Below are 18894 nucleotides of genomic sequence, written 5' to 3' on the forward strand. Positions count from 1 at the left end.
TGCATTTTCTTGCTTTCTCGTTTAGCCTCCGGCGATGCTCTCATTCGGTCTGTTCTAGACGAAGCTTTCACCCAGCCTACTATTACTGCAACAGAGCGCGCCGAAACGGAAGCTTTATTACGGCACCGGTTCGGGGTAGATGTGCCGCTCTTCTACCTGTCCTTTTCTACTCCACCTGGTGCTACGGCACCAGCATGGCAGTGGCATGGCATGACTAACCAGTACCACCGGTGGCTAGAGTCACTGCTGCACGGCAATTTAGGCTACTCATACAGGGAGGGTGCCGCTGTGGCTGATCTTCTTAAGTCAGCTTTACAGTACACGCTTCCGCTCACGTTTCTAGCTGCTATCTTGGCAGTAGCCTTAACATTTGAGTTCTGTATTTGGCTAGGGTCCCACCCAGCGTGGCGCAGCCCTATCTTATCCACGCTATATGTGGTGCAATCGATACCGCTCTTTGTTATTGCCTTGGTGTTGCTGCTGCTGTTTGCAAACCCCGACGTATTCACTTGGTTTCCAGCATATGGCTTAGGCTCAATAGATTCTTTCTCGCCATGGACTGGTGCCCTAGGCCAGTATCTATACCATTTGGTACTGCCTCTACTCAGCCTAATCTTGGTGAGTGTGCCTAGCCTAGCTATTCAGCTTAATGCTTCTATACAGATGGAAGCACACGCTTTGTATGTTGCCACAGCCCGTGCGAAAGGAGTTGCGCCACGCGCCGTTGTCCGGCGCCATATTGTTCGTAATGCTCTTCTACCCGTATTGCCACTGCTCACTGAGCTTGTGCCCAACGTAGTGGCGGGGTCAGTAGTAGTGGAAATGATATTTGCCCTACCAGGTATGGGTCGGTTGCTGGCTGAGGCAGCATCAGCGCAGGATTACCCCGTGCTACTAGGCGCAGTACTGCTGGTATCATTAGCTCGGTTATTCAGCCAGCTCCTCGCAGATTTGCTCTACCAGTGGATTGACCCACGGATCAGGCTGTCGGCATGAAACGGAGACTTCAGCGGATAAATCTCATAGCCTTGGGCTGGCTATTCCTGTTGCTGCTGGGAGCTACAATAGCCCCCACGTCTTCGCCTCCCCCCAATTTATTACTTACTACAGTCGCGCCCTTTCACTCGGTCCACTGGCTAGGTACTGATCCGGTGGGGCGTGATGTATGGGCTAGTCTGCTAGCGGGTGCCCGCGCGACTCTGCAAATTAGCTTACCGGCTGCCTTGCTTTCTAATATATTGGGCGGAACACTGGGTGCTATAGCAGGTTATTTTGGCAATAACCGCCTGCGCATTGCCTACGGCTGGTTTGCCGCACTAGTACTCATGGTATCGGGAATATGTGCTCTTATGGGGCCGCTGTGGCAGTCACTGGGCTTGCTTGTAGTGGGTGCTGTAGGCCTAAGTGCTGGGCTAGGCTGGCTGCTGAGCAGTTCCCGATGGGGCAGCAACCTCTTATCTGTTCCACTAGATGATATGATTCAGGCGCTTATTGCCCTGCTCGACTCCATTCCACTTCTAATGCTAATCCTGACGGTAGCAGCTATTCAGCAACCCTCATTGTCAGGGCTAATAGCTCTGCTGACCATCACGTGCTGGACCACACCTGCCCGGCTGCTGCGGGCAGCTACGTTGCGCACCGTTCCACTACAATTTGTGATGGCCGCAGAAGCCGCAGGTCTGCCACCGTTGCGCATCGTTCGGAAGCACATCTGGCCTACTATATGGCCGGTACTACTAGCGCGCATTCCGCTTAGTATAGCACTGATTATAGGTTTGGAAACTACCTTGTCCTTTCTGGGTGTGGGCCTCCCTCCTGAGGTAGCTAGCTGGGGCAGGCTCTTAGCTTCTTCACGGCTGGCTCCCACGGCATGGTGGCTGATTGTGTGCCCGGGCACCGCCATATTCTTAACCATTTGGTCTCTGCAAGCGCTAACAAAAGCAAAATCTTCAACTTTATTAGCGAGTACAGATGTCACAAAATGAGCACTTTTTTCACAAAATCCTCTAAAGAATCAACTCGTTTATATTACTAATGTTGAGCTTATATAGCTCTTCAGAAGCCCTTAGCTTTTACAGAAATCAAAAACCTTAATTTGTTCTTTCCCGCTATTTTATAATCTATCTCAGACAAATACAAGTCACAATTAGCGCAAAAGTGTCCTTTACAGCCCTATTATGACGCCTTAATATTGTCATGTGGAACGGCACAAAGGAGAAAGAAGCCGACTCACACAACTGTCTTGAGTTGTAAACACGATTACAGATTTCATGCTCTTTCATCATCGTCGGAGCTTTGGCGTGTGGGTGTATTTCCTGAAGAAATAGTACACCAAACGACATTTGCGGCCACTGGCTTCACAACGATCGACGGAGACATTTTATCGTACACTACCGGAACCGCCGCCATTTACAATGGCACAGCAGTTTTAGTAGGAGGACTTCTCGTCGGAGAGGTCTCGCCGCAAGACATTAAATTTTAAATATAGACTCAGGCTCCTGCAGTTGCTCGCGGGAATCCCTGATCTTAAGGTTGTTGCAATAGGTGTGTGAAAATCCCGCAGGCGTTGTCTGCGGGTTTTTTTATGGCCTAGGAGTTAACATTACGTGCCAGTTATTATGTGGCTAGTCGGTAGCCAACGACAGCTCTTAGACTTGTTATAACAGCATCAATTGCTAAACCTGATGTGCTACGTAGTGGCCGTTGTTTGCTGAGCCAGTAGAGCAATACCCTCGGCGAAAGTGTGGGGCTGGTAACCCAGATCTGTTTTAGCCTTTGTAATGATAAAGCCGGTTCGGAGAGGGCGCCTAGCGGGCTGGGTGAATGTGCTGGCATCTACCTTCTCGATGAGTGAAGCATCTAGATTAAAGTATGCTGCTACTTGCAGAGCCATCTCATATGGCGTCAGCAGTTCCTGACCGCTTATATGATAAATCCCGGTTGCGTTATGCTGGGCAGCTAGCCAACAGCCTTGTGCTAGATCCTCGGCCAATGTAGGCGTTCGGAGTTGGTCGCTAACTACTTTAATATGCTTACTGGCCCGTAAGGAGTCACGCACCCAAAGCACAATGTTGGTACGGCCATACTCATGAGCAGTACCGTAAACCAATACTGTCCGCAGTATAGCCCACGGGGCGCGGCAAGCCTGCACAGCTTTCTCAGCGGCCAATTTGCTCTGCCCATAGAAGTTTACGGGTTCGGGAATGGCATCCTCTGTCAATGGCCCCTGCTCACCGCTAAAGATAAAATCGGTACTCACGTGTACTAGGTGCACATTAAACTGCTCACAGGCCTCTACTACGTGTTCTGTGGCTGTTACATTGTTCAGCCAGCACGCCTCATGGTGTAACTCGCACTCATCCACATTGGTCATGGCGGCAGTGTGGATAAGGTGAGTTGGTTGTTCAGCATCTAACACCTGCTGCACCTGGGCGCGGTCAGTGAGGTCAAGCGGTATAAAGCGCACCTCTGGGTATAGGGTAGCCAGCTTATTTTCTCCGCGGGAAGTAGCTAGCAGCTGCACTCCAGCTTGCTGGTGGAGCAGGGCTACCAGCTTTTGACCGAGCAGGCCGTTGGAGCCCGTGATAAGTAGTTTCATGCCGATAGGGAGTTGCTGCTATTGATACTGGTAGCCGTAGAGCGCCGTGATTTTCTTCTTTTTTAGCTTCTCTACCTTCACCGTCATCTTGATATCGGTTACGGGCCGGTTGCGCTCGGCTACAGGCTGCTGGGCTATTTTATCTACCACTTCTAGGCCACTAATCACCTGCCCATACACCGTGTAGGCCCCGTTTAGATGGGGGGTGCCGTTGTGATTCTGCACAATATAGAATTGGGAGGCGCTACTGGCACGTTGCGGATTGATCATGTCGCCGGTGCGGGCCGCTGCTACAGCGCCGTACTTGTGCGTAAACTCTGGCCGAATTTCGGCAGGAATGCGCTTCTCATCCGGTAAGCCTGCTCCATCATTTGCAGGGTCTGCATCTTTGGAATTTGGGTCACCGCCTTGAATCATGAAGTTGGGAATGACCCGGTGAAACGTGGTGCCGTTGTAGAACCCGCTCTGAGCCAGTTTCAGGAAATTTGCCTTATGCAGGGGCGTTTGGTCGAATAAAATCAACCGAATATCTCCCTGAGAGGTGCTAATGGTGATAAGCTGATCTTTCTTGGATTTGCGGGGCCATATGGCGGCCTCCAGGTCGGACGAAAATAGCAGGACAACCCACACCAGCAGGGCAATGCGAGAGAGTAGCTTCATGTAAAAAATTGTTTGAAAAAGAGCGGAGGCTCCAAGTTACGCGCTTTTGGCAGCCAAGAGTACGTATTCTGCCCGCAACAGAGCATATTGATCTAGATCATATAGTTGCCCATCGGCGCCTCGGTAATCTTGGCGGAAGCAGCCTTCGTGGCGGAAAGACATGCGCTGAATCAGCTGGGCGCTAGCTCATTTTCCGGACGCAACTGACAGTAGATGCGCGCTAGGCCAAGCTGCTGGATAGCCCAAGCCACAACTGCCTGCAATGCTTCCTGCATAAGCCCTTGTCCTTCTCCCTCCGCACTAAGCAGGTCGGCCAGTTCCGCTTTAGGGGGGCCCAGCCAAGATTTCGCAAGCTCACGAGGCCGAACAGCTCCTCGGTTTTAAGGTGCCACTAGCTTAGCTGATAGCCTCGGTGCTGCTGCCACTCACGCTGACGCTCCCGGATGTAGGAAGGGTTGCTACAACTTCTGAGGCGAAGACCGGAAATTTCTTCCACATTTTCCAGCCATTTCCCAAGGGCCGCGTATGTGGGCCAAGCTCCTCTTTATTTTCCTCACTTTCCTGCATGAACGACACGACTACCCCGGCACCTCATTGGTTTCCGAAACTGCTGCTAGCTATTTACCTAATAGAGTTTATAGTGCTGGGCATTAACCCAGCGGAGCGCAGCACCTGGTGGGCCGAGAATATTCCCATCTTCCTGATTGTGGTAGCTCTAGTAGTGCTGTACCTGCGCGGAGTGCGTTTCTCTAACCTGGCCTACGCCCTCATGAGCGTGCTATTATTCATGCACACCATTGGGGGGTATTACACCTTCGAGAAAGTACCCTTCGACTGGTTTAACAACCTGTTCGGCTTCAAGCGCAACATGTACGACCGAGTTGCCCACTTTACCGTGGGCTTTTATGCCTACCCTATCATCGAGCTTACTGACCGCAACGGCACTATCCGCAACCGCTTTATTAGCTACTTATTTCCACTCTGCGTGATTGGCACCGTGGCCATGACCTACGAGCTGATTGAGTGGGTGTATGCCGTCACGGCCGGCGGAGAAGCCGGAGCCGCTTTCCTTGGCAGCCAAGGCGACATTTGGGATGCCCAGAAGGACATGCTAGCCGATACTAGCGGCGCCGTATTTGCCCTGGTATTATACGCCCTGTTTGGCCGCGGCCCACGGCGTGAAGTGGCCTAGCTCACTTTCAAAGCATATTTCTAGCAAGAGAGGCCTACGCAATTTGCTTGCGTAGGCCTCTCTTGTTAATGCGTATATTGGTTACTGCTACGCCACGTTCTCTGTGTTGCGTACCTGCCGGATGTCGTTGAGGATCTGCTGACCACCACGTGCTAGCACAGTTTCGGCAATTCGAATACCGAGTGCCTCTGCGTCGTCAGCCGGAGCAGTTTGCTTTACATCGATAAACTGCTGTCCATCAAGGCTGATGAGGCCGCCGTGCAAGTGCACGTGCCTCTCTGGTGTGAGCGTAGCCAGCGCAAACGACGGAATGCTGCAGCCGCCTTCCATGGTGCGCAGGAAAGCCCGCTCCGCTACCAGGGCCAGGTGCGTGTCGGGATGGTCAAGCACGCGTTGCAATTCTGCCTTCAGGCTAGGCTCTAAGTTGCGAGCCGATTCAATGGCCACGCTTCCCTGACCGGTAGCCGGAACATATTGGTTTTCGGGGAGGGTGTGCCGGATCAGACCGTCATATTCCATCCGGTGCACGCCGGCGTAGGCCAGTACCAGAGCGTGGTATTGACCTTCCTCCAGCTTACGCAGCCGGGTTTGCAGGTTGCCTCGGGCTTCAGCCGTGGTGGCATGCGGAAGAAAGCGCTTGAGCATGGCCTTGCGCCGAGTGCTGCTGGTGCCCAGTACAAGGTCGGGGCGCTGCAAGTCAAGGTCAGGATCAAAGCTCACGATGACATCGTTTACCCGCTCCCGCTCCATAAAGGCTAGTAGCTCCAAGTCGGCTGGAATGGTGCTCTGCACATCTTTGGCGCTGTGCACTGCAATATCAATGTGGCCGGTGCGGAGGCTTTCCTCTAGTTCTTCCGTGAACACGCCTTTTGCGCCAATCTTGTCCAATGACCGATCCAGTACCACGTCGCCGCGGGTGGTGATGATGACAATTTCAGTGGGCAAACCGGCCTGCTCCAGACGAGCAGCTACGTGGTTCGCTTGCCAGAGAGCCAGCTTGCTGCCGCGCGTCCCGATGCGGATGGGCTTTTTCACGAGAAGAATTCTGATTAAAAAATTAAAAATGTCGCCTTTCTTTAGACCACCATTGGGTAACAGTTGGTTGCGGCGGGCCAGTTCCGACAAGGCTATTTTACAGATGCCTTACGCTTGCGCAAGTGGCCTAGCAAAGATACTGGCCTCCTTTCTTTCCGGCCGACTATACCACATTTAGCACTTGCTATAGCTTTTTACCAAGCTATATTTTCGAGCTTCACAGCATTTCTAGGCCATTTTTAGCAGCTCCGCCACCCGGAGCGATGTATCCACGAAGACCATGCGAGGGTTGGCATTGCGCTCCACGTGGTAGTGCGCCTCGTTCAGTTCCTGGGCAATGGTATCCGCGTTGCGGGGCGTCACGAAGCGGCTGAAGCCTTGCACAAACTGCTGCTCACTGGTGGGGAGGTGGGGCACCAGCTTTGGATCGACGCCAAACAGCAGCACCTTGCGCAGCAGCGTGAGAGCATACTGCAGCAGCTCCTTTTGGTTTTCGCGGCCCAGCTTCTGAAAGTCGTCGGCGCTGGTAAGCATCTTGTCCACTTTCCCGCTAAAGCACAGGCGCATCCAGTCGGCGAAGAAGGTGAAGTAGTCGTTGTCGGCGGTAGCGGCATCTTTGGAGGCTAGCGCCGCCCCGGGGTTGCCCTCCACTAACTGGGCAATTTGCCGGGCCTTGGCCTCGGGCACGTGGTGCACCGCGTGCAGCCAGTTGGTAAGCTCCAGCTCAGAGAGCGGGCGTACTACTACCGGCTGCACGCGGCTAATAATGGTAGGCAGCAACTGCTCTGGGGCATTGCTCACCAGCAAAAACACCGTAGCAGGTGGCGGCTCTTCCAGCAGCTTCAGCACGGCATTGGAGGCCGAGGGGTGCATCAACTCCGGCAGCCAGATAACCACCAGCTTAAACCGCGCCTCAAACGCCTTCAGTGATACAAGCTTCAGCAGTTGCAGACTTTCCTCCTTGGAAATGCTGCCCTGCTTGTTATCAGCCCCGATGTGCTGCATCCAATCATTGAGCCCCTGGTACGGGTTAGCCAGCACAAACGTCCGCCAGTCGGCGGCGAACTTGCTGCTAATGGCATCTTTAGCCACCGCTTTGGTGGTCGTGACGGGCACAATGAAGTTGAGGTCGGGGTGAATCAGCTTGTCGATTTTCTGACAGCTGGAGCATTCCCCGCAAGAATCTTCGGCCTCGGCCGGGCGGTTTTCACAGTTCAGAAAAGCCGCGTAAGCCAGAGCCAATGCCAGCGCCGCCGAGCCCTCGGCCCCGCGAAACAGCTGGGCGTGCGCCACATGTTGCCGCTGCACCGATTGCACCAGCACCTGTTTGACGCTCTCTTGACCAGGTATTTCAGAAAAACGCATCAGGATATCTTACAGCTCAACTCCGGCCTGAGGGGCCACCGGCGCGGCGCGGTCCCACACCCGATCTTTGACGGTGGCCTCAAATACGTGGCTCATGATAGCTTGCTCGGCTTCATCGTAGGCCAAGTGCCGGCGCGCCATCACGCGCTCAGCTACTTCGGCTACTTTCGGGAGGCGGAATGTTTCGAAGCCGGCGGCTCCGCCCCAACTGAAGCTCGGAATGAAGGTGCGCGGGAAACCGGCCCCGAAAATGTTAGCGCCCACGCCTACCACCGTGCCGGTGTTGAACATGGTATTGATACCGCACTTACTGTGGTCGCCCATCATCAGGCCGCAGAACTGCTGCCCCGTATTTACGAAACGGCCAGCGGCATGGCTCCAGATTTTCACTGCAGCGTAGTTGTTCTTCAGGTTAGAGGTGTTGGTGTCGGCGCCCAGGTTGCACCACTCCCCTATCACGGAGTTGCCGAGGTACCCATCGTGGCCTTTGTTGCTGTAGCCGAGCAGAATGCTGTTGCCGACCTCGCCACCCACTTTGCTGAAGGGGCCTACGGTGTTATCGCCGCGCATTTTGGCGCCTGCGTTAATGTGGGAACCCTCGCACAATGCCAGCGGACCTTTGATGATGGCCCCCTCATGCACCTGGCTATTTTTGCCGAGGTAGATGGGGCCATCTTCTGCATTTAGGATGGCCGCTCTGATCTTCACCCCCTCCTCGATAAAGATATTTTCTGGAGCGTAGACGATGGTATGCGCATCACCCACGGGCTGCGATTGGCGACCTTTGGTGAGTAAATCGAAGTCGCGACGGATTTCGGCGCCGTTGCGCAGGAACAGGTGCCACACCTCCTTGATGGCCGTTACCGGCTCGGCCACGTCGCGGGTGCGCTGGAAACCGTCCTGAATCAATTCTGCCACTTGGGAGGCATCCGCCAAGTGCGCTGCCACCAGCATTTGCTCATCAAACAGAGCTTCACCCGGCTGCAGGTTTTGCACTTGCTGCACCAGTAAATCATCGGGGCATATGGCTCCGTTGATGACCAGCGCGGGCCCTTGGGTGTTGCCGGCCGGAAATTTGGCTTGCAAGTACGCCTCCGTGAGGTACCCTACCTGCTCGCTGTTTAACCGGTGCTGCCACTTCTCGGCAATAGTCAGGATGCCGCACCGCAGTGCCGCCACGGGCCGAGTGAAGGTGAAGGGCAATAAGCGCGGCCGAATCAGAGGGTCGTCGAAAAGAAGGATAGTCATGAGCGAAGAGGGATGTAAGCAGATGCTGCGCCGGCGAGAGGTGGCCTAGGCCACTCTTTGAGCCGCGAAGCTACGCAGCCAGCCAGGTACGGCGGGCAAAAATACGATTCGTGGGGCATCCCGCACGGATAAAAGAAAAGCTCCTTCCATTGCTGAAAGGAGCTTCTTTATAGGGCAAACGGCTACGAGCCAGTAGCGAACTACTTCTTCTGGTAGCGGTTGCGGAACTTCTCTACGCGGCCAGCGGTGTCGAGCAACACGTTTTTGCCGGTGTAGAAGGGGTGCGATTCGCTGCTAACTTCCACCTTGATGACGGGGTAAGTCTTGCCGTCTTCCATCGTGATGGTCTCGTTAGAGCTCATCGTCGAACGGGTAACGAATTTGAAGCCGCTAGAAGTGTCCTGGAACACAACTTCGCGATACTCGGGGTGGATGTCCTTTTTCATGGTTTAATACCGTTTGTACCTGAGTGCCTGCCGATTTTGCGGAAGGGACTGCAAAAGTACACGTTACGCCGGAATATCAAAAATGTGCGCCGACTTTTCCGTGCATGCAACCCTTAGCAGCCACCCCTGCTCTTGAAATTGCTTATGTTTGGGCCGCTACTCTATCTATATCTACCCGGCTCTACTTACCTGCTTTGCCTATGTCACGCCAACTTATTGCCTGTCTTGTGCTGCTCGGCAGTGGTGTTTTGCTAGCCTATGGCGCCTCCGTTACGTCCTTTCAAGCCACCTACGACGATACCAGCGTGGTGGTGGAATGGGAAGTAAATAGTGAAGGAGGCGTGCAGGAATACACCTTGTTTCGGAAAGCCAACAACGAGCCTAGTTTCAGCAAGCTCGTCAGCCTGGAGCCCAGCAATCAGCGCTCTTATCAGTACATCGACCAAAATAGCTATGGTGGTCTGAGCGGAGGGCCTTTCACTTACCGCCTCCAGGTTCGTACTGCCGCTGGCCCGCAGAGCTTCCACACTGTTTTAAACCAAACGCCCAGCGCCTTCCAGCGCTCTTGGGGCACAATCAAGTCGATGTTCCGCTAACGGTGACATGGTAAATGAGTGAATAAGTGAAATGGCCTAGGCAGCGCTAGCAGTGCCTTTATTACCCTAAACTTTCTACTCATTACGTAGTACTCAGTACACACTACTTGTCACTCCACTCATCCCCTACTGTATGCGTCTTTGCTTTGCTTCTAACAATGCCCACAAGCTGGACGAAATCCGGCCGCTGCTGCCGGCTTCGGTAGAGTTGGTTAGTCTGGCTGCCATTGGCTGTGAGGAGGAGCTTCCCGAAACTCAGGATACCCTAGAAGGCAACGCGCGCCAGAAGGCGCAGTATGTATGGGACCATTACGGAGTAGCTTGCTTCGCCGACGATACTGGCCTAGAAGTGACAGCGCTTAACGGAGAGCCGGGTGTGTACTCGGCCCGATACGCGGGGCCGCAACGTTCTGCAACCGATAATGTGCAGAAACTACTCCAGGAACTCCGTGGCCGCTCCGACCGCTCAGCTCGCTTCCGCACCGTGGTGGCCCTAGTACTCCCCAATGGTCAAGTGCATGATTTTGCCGGTGCCGTGGAGGGCACTATTATCAGTGAAGTCCGTGGAGGCGAGGGCTTTGGTTACGACCCGGTGTTTTCGCCTATTGAAAGCAACGGACGCACATTTGCCGAGATGAGCCTCCCTGAAAAGAACGCCATTAGCCACCGTAGCCGCGCCGTAGCCAAGCTGGTGTACTTCCTAAACCAGCACCTGAAATAGAGTTTTACGGGGCTCTCTTGCCTGATTTGTCTTCTACTCAGCGGCAAACTTCTTACTTTTGCAGGGTTGGCCCCGCCGGTACGGGCCTATTCCCACCCCCAATGCAACACCCTTTCATCGTCGGTATCACGGGCGGTAGCGCCTCCGGAAAGACAACTTTTTTGCGCCGGCTGCTGGCTTCGTTTCCCGAAGAAGAAATCTGCCTGATTTCACAGGACAACTACTATCACCCCCGTGAAAGCCAGCTGGTAGATGCTCAGGGCGTCACGAACTTTGACCTACCCAGCAGCATCGATTCGGCCGCCTATGCTGCTGACGTTTTGCGCATCAGCCAAGGTCTGGAAGTACGTCGGCAAGAGTATACGTTTAATAACCCCAACGTAGTACCCGCCGAGCTGGTGTTTCGGCCTGCCCCAATTGTAGTAGTGGAAGGCATCTTCGTATTCTACTTCGAAGAGGTAGCCAAGCTGCTCGACCTGAAGGTGTACATCGATGCCCGGGAGCACGTGAAGCTGCAGCGCCGCATCGTTCGGGACCGGGATGAGCGTGGCTATGACCTGGAAGACGTACTCTACCGCTACACCAACCACGTGGCGCCTACTTACGAGAAGTACATCAAGCCCTTCAAACACGACGCCGACATTATCATTCCAAACAATCGGCACTTCGACCGGGGCTTGGACGTGTTAGTAGGCTACTTGAAAGGTAAAATCCATACTAGCGCTTCGTAAGTACTGGCCTAGCAAAAGCATAAAAGCCCCGCTACCTCACTTGGCAGCGGGGCTTTTTCATGCCAATCAGCCCCTAAAAAACCCACAGCGGCTGCTTAGGCTGAATAGCTTTCTGCTTCTCCAAATACTGCGCCGCGGCGGGCAGCTTAGCCCGGTCATGCACGTTCACGAGAATTAGCGGTCCGGCTTTGTCGGTTAGGCTAAGCACAAAGTCTTGCTCAGACCGCAGGCGCTGTTTACTCAAGCTAGGCCAGTTCTGCTGCAGATAGCGCAAGGTAGCGGCGTGCTGTTGCGTGATGATGACGACTGGCAGATAGGCTCCTTCCTTAGCAGTGCTTAGGGTTTTGTCTTTGTTTAGAATAGGAGTAGATGTGAGCGTATAAGTGCTTCTAAATGCGTCGCGGAAGGGCAGCAATGCCGGGGCGGCCGGGTCGGTATCAGTCCAGTACAGCACTTTCCGAAAGAGGTTTACGTACTCAGTGGCGGCCTGCGGGAAGGTGGTATTGAAGGTGGCAACCGCTTGTCGCACGAAGGTGCTATCAATGGTGCGGCCACTTTCGATGTAGCTCTCCACTTGCGGATAGAGCGCCTTAGCATATCGGTTGATGTAGTCGTCGTTGTACCACTCGCCGGCTTCGGGCTGACCGGCTTGTTGCTTGTAAATCCATTCGCCGGCCGCCGTGGCTAGGCCTTCCTCCATTAGAGAATAGGCATAGCGCCAAGCAGGTGAGCCGCTATTCTGATACCAGCGCTCCACTTGCTGCTGCAACTCCTGCCGTTGCTGAATGGAAAGCGAATGACTCATTTCATGAAACATGATGGTGCTCCCCGATACAAAGTCGGTGGAGGCGGGGTGGCAGTCGAGCAGTACGATATTGCTGGCCACCGTGGCAGAGTTGGTAAACGTGGTGGCAGGCCCAGGCAGCGGGCTCAGCATAATGCGGTACGGCACCTCATCGGGCCAGCTGCTGCCATAGAAAGTGCGCAGTCGGGTGAAGTGCTTGAGCAGTTGCTTCTGGTCTAGGAAGGCTTGGTAGGCCTGTCGCTCCTGCGTGAGTTGGGCTTGGTAGGGTCGCCAGAGCAATTCCTCGAAGGCGGGGCTCAAGGCCTGATACACCTGGCCTAGCTCCACGAGAGTTTGGTTGGGCATGAGGCCAACGGCCCGCTGCTGCAGATCAGAGAGGTCTTTGGCATCAGCGGCGCACTTGAGGAAGAGGTTCCAGCTGCTGCCCGACGAGCCGAGGCGGTCGGCGGGGTAGTCAGGCCACTCGAAGTCTACTTCGCGGGGCAGCTGCTGGTAGCGCCGGATGGCCGCCTGCGCGGCGGGCGTGTTGAAGGTACTTTGCTCAAATTGCTGCCGCGTGCCCCGGTAGCCTTTGCCGCCGGCCACCACATCAACAAACCGCACCAGACTGAACGTGCGGTTGAGCTCCACGGTAGCCTGAATACCAGCCGACTGGCCTAGGCACGCTATCTGCACCAGCATCAACAGGATACCTATCCAAACACCTTTCATACAAGCCATAATAATAGTACCAGGTAGCAAAATGCCTAAAAAATGACTGTCTTAGAGCACTCTATGGCAGGATACTTTGCGCCGCGCTGCTCAAAAAGGTATATTTGTAATTCCTACCCTTGAAGACTTTGCGTTTCCTATCCGCCTTTTTACCTCGCTTGCGTTTCGCGCTGCTCACGGCCACTGTGCTGTTTGTGCTGTCGCTGAATCACCAAGCTGTGGCTACGCTCCGGGTACTGCCGGCGGGTAAAGCCACCCGGGTAGATGCCGGCCCCCGGGCCGCGGTGGTAAAGCAGCGTGTAACGTTAGAAGCCACCTCGCCGCTGGTCTTTTTGCTGGCGCCGGCGGCTGATGCTTGGCTCCCCCTGCCCACACCGCAGGTAAGCTTATACCGGTTGCAGGCTCGTTTAGTGGAGCTGCAGCCCCGCCCCAGCGCCGTACCGGATTTATTCCGTAGCCGGCTGCTCGTTGCCGCCCTGTCGCCGCACGCGCCCTAGCGGAGTCAGTCTGCTGAAGAGCACATACCCAGTTACGCTTTCCCGTTGCTGATGCGGCAGGGAATACTGGCCTACAGCGGTATCCCATTGGCTTTTCTGCAGCTTTGCCGCGCCGCACCAGCCTTTCCCGGATTCAGAATACCTACTTTTTAACTAATGCGAAATAAAGGACTCGTCATTACGCTGACGCTTATTGTGTCGGCGTTGTGCATCTACTTCCTGACGCTCACCTTCGTGTCACGAGGGGTGCAGCGCGACGCGGTGAACTACGCCAGCCGCGGGGGCAAACTCGTGGAAGGCAAGCGCCAGCACTACCTCGACTCAGTGTGGCGCGCGCCCGTATTCGGGCCGCTTACTTATAAGGATGTGCGCACCTCGGAGCTGGGCCTTGGCCTTGACCTGAACGGTGGTATGCACGTAACACTGGAAGTATCGCCAGTGGAGATTGTGCGGGCTATGTCGGCTAACTCGAAAGATCCGGCCTTCAATAAAGCTATTGCTCAGGCCCAGGAGCTGCAGAAGGCTAGCCCTTCTACGCCCTTCACCACCCTGTTTGCGCAGACCTACCGCGATGCCGCGCCAAACGGCAAGCTGGCTTCTATCTTCGCCAACACGCTCAACAAGAGCCGTAACATCGACATCAACTCTTCGGATGCGAAGGTGCTGAGCGCCATCAACAAGGAAATTGAGGAAGCCATTGACCGCTCCTTCAACATCCTGCGTTCCCGCATCGACAAGTTTGGCACCAGCCAGCCTAACATTCAGCGCGTAAAGGGCACTGGCCGTATTCAGGTAGAATTGCCTGGTGTAGATAACCCTGACCGCGTACGTAAGCTGTTGCAGGGCCAGGCCAAGCTGGAGTTCTGGGAAGTATGGCGCACCGATGAGTTCGCGCCTTACCTGAACCAGCTCAATGATGTGCTGAGCGCAAAAGAAGCTACTGCTGCTCCGGTAGCTGCTACTACCACGGCTACTACCGACACGGCCAAGGCTGCTGCCGGCGACTCTACTTCCCTGGCTAGCCAGCTGGCTAAGAAAGGAACGGCTACGGCTAAAACCGACTCGGCTGCTCCCAAGAAAAATGTACTAGCCAGCCTGTTTACCATGCCCGGCACGCTGGGTTCTAACGTGCGCGATACCGCCCGCGTGAATGCCGTTCTGCGCAGCCCCGACACCCGTGCCGTACTGCCTTCCAACCTGACTTTCCTGTGGGGCGTGAAGCCTGACGTAATTGATGGCCAGGAATACCTGCAGCTCTACGCCATCCGCAAGTCGCGGGAGGCTGAGGCTCCTATTGGTGGTGAAGTTATCAGCGAAGCTCGTGGCGACTTTGACCAGCTCAGCGGCCGCGCCGAGGTATCGATGCAGATGACGCCCAGCGGTGCCCGCAAGTGGCAGAAGCTGACGGCAGCCAACATTGGCCGTCAGGTAGCCATCGTGCTCGACGACAACGTGTACTCTGCTCCCGTAGTACAGGCTGAAATTGCCGGCGGTAACTCCAGCATTTCGGGCAACTTCACCATTGAGGAAGCGCAAGATTTGGCTAACATTCTGAAGGCTGGTAAGCTGCCTGCTCCTACCCGCATTGTGGAAGAAGCTGTAGTTGGCCCATCGCTGGGTCAGGAAGCCACCAACCAGGGCCTATACTCTTCGCTGGCTGGCCTCGTGATTATCATGATCTTCATGGCCGTGTATTACGGCCGGGCTGGTATGGTAGCCGACGCTGCCCTACTCTTCAACATGTTCCTGATCCTGGGTGTGTTGGCGCAGTTCTCCTTCGCCCTCACCCTGCCTGGTATTGCTGGTCTGGTACTGGTAATTGGCACCTCCGTGGATGCCAACGTACTGATTTTCGAACGTATTCGGGAAGAGCTAGACCACGGCCTGCAGACGCAGGATGCTATCAGCAAAGGCTACAGCCGTGCTTTCTCGGCTATTTTTGACTCCAACGTTACCACGCTGATCATTGCTCTGATTCTGGGCTTCTTCGGTACGGGTCCGGTGCAGAACTTCGCTATTACGCTGGGTATTGGTGTATTCACCTCTTTCCTGTCGGCAGTGTACGTGTCGCGCCTTATCATTGAGCGTCTCACCAAGGGCAAAGCAACTACCTCCCTCACGTTCGACACGGCTATTTCGCGTCACCTGTTCAAAGGCACCAACTTCGACATCGTAGGCAAGCGCAAGTACGCTTACATTGCTTCGACGGTGGTTATCGTGCTGGGCTTCGCCCTGATGGCAATGCAAGGCGGGCCAAACCTGGGCGTTGACTTCCGTGGTGGCCGCGAGTACATCGTGGACTTCAACAAAGCTGTTCCGGCTTCCGACGTGCGTGACCTGCTCACCAGCGACTACTTCGGTGGTGCTGGTACGGAGGTAAAAACGTTCGGCAGCACTAGCCGCCTGCGTATCACAACGGGCTATTTAGCCGCTGACGAAAGCACCGACGCCGACAAGAAAGTGCGTACTGCGCTTGAGACTGGCCTAGCCAAGAAATACGCGGCGGATGCTCCTACTATCAAGAGCTCTTCGAAAGTAGGCGCTACCATCGCCGACGATATCAAGAAAACTTCGGTAGTGAGCCTGGGCTTAACCCTGCTGGCCATCTTCGTGTACGTACTGTTCCGCTTTGAGAAATGGCAGTACTCTATGGCTGCCGTAGTGGCCCTGTTCCACGATGCGCTACTGGTAATTGCCACCTTCCCCATTGCGCGGGCCCTAGGCCTGAACTACGAGATGGACCAGGTGTTTGTGGCGGCCGTGCTCACGGTAATTGGCTTCTCGATGAATGACACCGTCGTTATCTATGACCGGATACGAGAATACCTGCGCGAGAACAAGCACCTGACGTTTGCGCAGGTAGTAAACCCTGCTCTCAACAGCACGTTCTCCCGCACCATGATTACGTTCACCACGGTATTCCTAGTGGTAGGCGTGCTCTACGTATTCGGCGGTGAAACCCTGCGCTCATTCTCCTTCGCCATGCTGATCGGTATCGTCTACGGCACGTATTCGTCGCTGTTTATTGCCGCGCCGCTGATCCTGGACACCTACGGCCGCAAGGAGAAAGCCAACCTGAATACGGCTACCGACGCCGGTGCTCCTAAGCTCTCAACGGCCAATATGTAATGTACTGGAAGTGGCCTAGGCCACTCTCACTGAAGGTAAAAAAGCTCGGTCCGGAAGGATCGGGCTTTTTTTGTTAGCTTTTCTTCATACTCAGGCAACCTTTCGAAAGGGTGTTCCGAGTGGGTTAGTAGATAGACGCTCCGCTGCCGTGGTTACTCCCAACCCTGAACATGCGCTCCTTACCCAATTGCTTGCCGGATGCCGGCAGCAAGACCGGGCCAGCCAGCGGCAGCTGTACCTGCGCCATTATGCCTATGCCCTCAGTATTTGCCTGCGCTACCTCCACGACCAAGATGCCAGTCAGGAAGCCGTGAACGACGGATTCCTTAAAGTTTTTCAGGAGCTTCCACGCTTCGATGCGGAGCGTTTCCCCGACCTGGCTGGGTCGCTGCGGGGCTGGGTGCGGCGCATTATGGTGCGAACGGCCATTGACCATTTCCGGGCCCGCAACCGCCACGCTTTCCAGGTAGAACTGGAAGCTGTACCTGCCCCACCTGATTCCTCCGGCTCGCCGCTTGATACGCTTTCCTTTGAGGAGTTGCTGCGGCTCATCGGACACCTGCCCCCCGCCTACCGGACCGTGTTTAACCTCTTCGTGATTGATGGCTACTCGCACGAAGAAATAGCGGACCAGTTAGGCATCTCAGTTGGTGCTTCTAAATCGAACCTGTTTAAGGCTCGGGCCCAGCTCAAACTATTGCTTAAACACCAACAACACCATGCGTACGCCGGATATGTCAGATGAAGAGCTAGACCGGCTGTTCCAACGGGGAGCCGACGCCTTCCCCGACGAGACATCCCTCGGGGGCTGGCTGCGCTTAGAAACGCAGCTAGACGAGGTGGCGCGGCAGCATCAGCAACGGCGGCAACTATGGCAGCGCGTGACCGGCTTGTTTGTGGCTGAGATAGGAGTGGTGGCGTTATTCTTGGCGTTCTGGCTCAACCATTACCCAAGTGGCCTAGATAGTAGCACTCCAGTTGCTCACTCCGTGGGCACTAGGCCTACACCCAGCGTGGCCGGCGTCACCACCAAAGCAGCTACCAAACAGCATTCCGTTCAGGAACATACTACACTAGCTCAATCTTCCAGCTCACCATCATTTCTAGCCCATAGGCCACTAGTGACCGATGCCGCGCCGAGCTTGACCAGCTCGCCTGAGTTTAGTGGTGCTTTGCAGGAAACTCGGTCAGGACGGACTCTTCGGTTTTCACGCCCGAGGAGGTCGTTTGCGGGAGTTGCTAGTCTGGCAGCTGGTGGCTCCCGCACTTACCGCCCTGCTGTTGAGTCAGCTGCACTTCAAGCTGTCACTAGGGCAACTTCGGAAGCAGAGAACCAAGTGGCTTTTAATAGCACCCCACCAACAACTACGGCTGATAAAGAAACAGATCAGGCCGCAACGGGTATGGCGGCTATCAGTAGCCCGTCAGTTTCCGGAACTGATTCAGTGGCTAGTTCCTCTGCCGCTAACCCGGCAGCTCCTACTGCTTTCCCTACTGCCTCTGCTGATTCTCTGCTGCCAAAGCGGCGGCCTACTAAGCCAGAGTACCGCTTTTTAGTGGGCATAGTTGGTGGGCCGGAGCTCTCAGCTGTGCTTCCTAGCCCCAGCCCGCGCGCGGGTGGCACCGTAGGCCTGGTGGCCGAATACCGCCTTACCTCCCGGTTGCGAGTACGAACGGGCTTACTGCGGAGCGTAAAGCGCTACGGAGCTCGTGGCACCGATTATCGGCCCCCAGCGGGCTACTGGACCTGGCGGATTCCTGTGGACGAAGTAGATGCCAACTGCCGCATCTTGGAAATTCCGCTGGACATTCGGTATGAAATATTACCTCGCGCCGGCTACTCATTTTATGCTAGTGCGGGCCTCACGTCCTTGATTATGCGCAATGAGCGCTACACCTACCACTATGAGCTGAATGGCGATTACGTGGCCCGCACCTGGAGCTACCCTAACGGCGGCAAGCAGGCGCTACAGATGCTCCGGCTGGCAGCTGGCTATGAGCGGCACGTGGCACCGCGCTGGGTGGTGCAGGCTGAGCCTTTCCTAAACGTACCCCTGAACGGCGTCGGGTTCGGGCAAATGCGGCTTAGCAGCACCGGCCTGCTGTTCGGCCTCCGCTATGGCCTAGGCCATACTCGCACGGTAGCTCCGGCACCCTAGG

General features: G+C 55.2%; 19 protein-coding genes. 10 read left to right on the forward strand and 9 right to left on the reverse strand.

Annotated elements, in window-relative coordinates; translation table 11 throughout:
- Positions 1–9 precede the first annotated feature (9 nt).
- The gene (locus tag EU557_RS06480) at positions 10–996 is read left to right on the forward strand and encodes an ABC transporter permease (RefSeq protein ID WP_167855108.1); all 987 of its coding nucleotides are present in this window, start codon (positions 10–12) and stop codon (positions 994–996) included.
- A gap of 227 nt (positions 997–1223) precedes the next feature.
- Positions 1224–1985 carry an ABC transporter permease gene (locus EU557_RS06485; protein ID WP_167855109.1) on the forward strand — a complete coding sequence of 254 codons (762 nt, stop codon included), beginning with the start codon at positions 1224–1226 and terminating at the stop codon, positions 1983–1985.
- 704 nt (positions 1986–2689) lie between these two features.
- On the opposite strand, the gene EU557_RS06490 is transcribed toward EU557_RS06485, so the two are convergent.
- Genes EU557_RS06490 through EU557_RS26080 form a run of 4 tightly spaced genes read right to left on the reverse strand, consistent with a single transcriptional unit; the run spans position 2690 to position 4596 of the window.
- Positions 2690–3598 (reverse strand): SDR family oxidoreductase, encoded by a 909-nt coding sequence (locus EU557_RS06490; RefSeq protein ID WP_135529621.1) that lies wholly within the window; start codon positions 3596–3598, stop codon positions 2690–2692.
- An 18-nt stretch (positions 3599–3616) separates the two neighbouring features.
- Positions 3617–4258 (reverse strand): peptidylprolyl isomerase, encoded by a 642-nt coding sequence (locus tag EU557_RS06495; protein ID WP_135529622.1) that lies wholly within the window; start codon positions 4256–4258, stop codon positions 3617–3619.
- A gap of 36 nt (positions 4259–4294) precedes the next feature.
- Positions 4295–4420 carry a hypothetical protein gene (locus EU557_RS25925; protein ID WP_281062599.1) on the reverse strand — a complete coding sequence of 42 codons (126 nt, stop codon included), beginning with the start codon at positions 4418–4420 and terminating at the stop codon, positions 4295–4297.
- Between the two features lie 8 nt (positions 4421–4428).
- Positions 4429–4596, reverse strand: a complete 168-nt coding sequence (locus EU557_RS26080; RefSeq protein ID WP_135530293.1) for a GNAT family N-acetyltransferase — start codon at positions 4594–4596, stop codon at positions 4429–4431.
- A gap of 227 nt (positions 4597–4823) precedes the next feature.
- Here EU557_RS26080 and EU557_RS06505 point away from each other — a divergent pair, with 227 nt between their 5' ends.
- A complete protein-coding gene (locus EU557_RS06505; RefSeq protein ID WP_135529623.1) occupies positions 4824–5450 on the forward strand; it encodes a DUF2238 domain-containing protein in 627 nt (208 codons plus the stop codon).
- A gap of 87 nt (positions 5451–5537) precedes the next feature.
- Here the strand turns inward: EU557_RS06505 and hemC are convergent, their stop codons facing one another.
- The 4 genes from hemC to EU557_RS06525 all read right to left on the reverse strand — a co-directional run bounded on the left by hemC (position 5538) and on the right by EU557_RS06525 (position 9544).
- Positions 5538–6485, reverse strand: a complete 948-nt coding sequence (gene hemC / locus EU557_RS06510; RefSeq protein ID WP_135529624.1) for a hydroxymethylbilane synthase — start codon at positions 6483–6485, stop codon at positions 5538–5540.
- 228 nt (positions 6486–6713) lie between these two features.
- Positions 6714–7850 carry a DNA polymerase III subunit gene (locus EU557_RS06515; RefSeq protein ID WP_135529625.1) on the reverse strand — a complete coding sequence of 379 codons (1137 nt, stop codon included), beginning with the start codon at positions 7848–7850 and terminating at the stop codon, positions 6714–6716.
- A gap of 9 nt (positions 7851–7859) precedes the next feature.
- Positions 7860–9098, reverse strand: coding sequence for a GlmU family protein (locus tag EU557_RS06520; RefSeq protein ID WP_135529626.1), 1239 nt, complete (start codon positions 9096–9098; stop codon positions 7860–7862).
- Between the two features lie 200 nt (positions 9099–9298).
- Positions 9299–9544, reverse strand: coding sequence for a type B 50S ribosomal protein L31 (locus EU557_RS06525; protein ID WP_135431570.1), 246 nt, complete (start codon positions 9542–9544; stop codon positions 9299–9301).
- A 200-nt stretch (positions 9545–9744) separates the two neighbouring features.
- Here EU557_RS06525 and EU557_RS06530 point away from each other — a divergent pair, with 200 nt between their 5' ends.
- The 3 genes from EU557_RS06530 to EU557_RS06540 all read left to right on the forward strand — a co-directional run bounded on the left by EU557_RS06530 (position 9745) and on the right by EU557_RS06540 (position 11592).
- Positions 9745–10140, forward strand: a complete 396-nt coding sequence (locus EU557_RS06530; protein ID WP_135529627.1) for a hypothetical protein — start codon at positions 9745–9747, stop codon at positions 10138–10140.
- Positions 10141–10273: 133 nt separating this feature from the next.
- Positions 10274–10861 carry an RdgB/HAM1 family non-canonical purine NTP pyrophosphatase gene (rdgB, locus tag EU557_RS06535; protein ID WP_135529628.1) on the forward strand — a complete coding sequence of 196 codons (588 nt, stop codon included), beginning with the start codon at positions 10274–10276 and terminating at the stop codon, positions 10859–10861.
- Between the two features lie 101 nt (positions 10862–10962).
- The gene (locus EU557_RS06540) at positions 10963–11592 is read left to right on the forward strand and encodes a uridine kinase family protein (protein WP_135529629.1); all 630 of its coding nucleotides are present in this window, start codon (positions 10963–10965) and stop codon (positions 11590–11592) included.
- A gap of 73 nt (positions 11593–11665) precedes the next feature.
- Here EU557_RS06540 and EU557_RS06545 read toward each other — a convergent pair whose 3' ends face one another.
- Positions 11666–13108 carry a hypothetical protein gene (locus EU557_RS06545; RefSeq protein ID WP_135529630.1) on the reverse strand — a complete coding sequence of 481 codons (1443 nt, stop codon included), beginning with the start codon at positions 13106–13108 and terminating at the stop codon, positions 11666–11668.
- A 128-nt stretch (positions 13109–13236) separates the two neighbouring features.
- Between EU557_RS06545 and EU557_RS06550 the strand changes: the two genes are divergently transcribed.
- From EU557_RS06550 to EU557_RS06565, 4 genes are all read left to right on the forward strand, one after another.
- Positions 13237–13605: a hypothetical protein gene (locus EU557_RS06550; protein WP_135529631.1), complete on the forward strand. Its 369-nt coding sequence runs from the start codon at positions 13237–13239 to the stop codon at positions 13603–13605.
- 156 nt (positions 13606–13761) lie between these two features.
- Complete coding sequence (gene secDF, locus EU557_RS06555) at positions 13762–16734, forward strand: protein translocase subunit SecDF (protein WP_135529632.1); 2973 nt, start codon at positions 13762–13764, stop codon at positions 16732–16734.
- A gap of 187 nt (positions 16735–16921) precedes the next feature.
- Complete coding sequence (locus tag EU557_RS06560; RefSeq protein ID WP_245326189.1) at positions 16922–17479, forward strand: RNA polymerase sigma factor; 558 nt, start codon at positions 16922–16924, stop codon at positions 17477–17479.
- Complete coding sequence (locus EU557_RS06565) at positions 17454–18893, forward strand: outer membrane beta-barrel protein (RefSeq protein ID WP_135529634.1); 1440 nt, start codon at positions 17454–17456, stop codon at positions 18891–18893. Before EU557_RS06560 ends, EU557_RS06565 begins: the two co-directional genes overlap by 26 nt.
- Position 18894: the final 1 nt, after the last annotated feature.

It is taken from the genome of Hymenobacter wooponensis, from assembly GCF_004745865.1.
In the GTDB taxonomy this organism is placed as follows: Bacteria; Bacteroidota; Bacteroidia; order Cytophagales; family Hymenobacteraceae; genus Hymenobacter; species Hymenobacter wooponensis.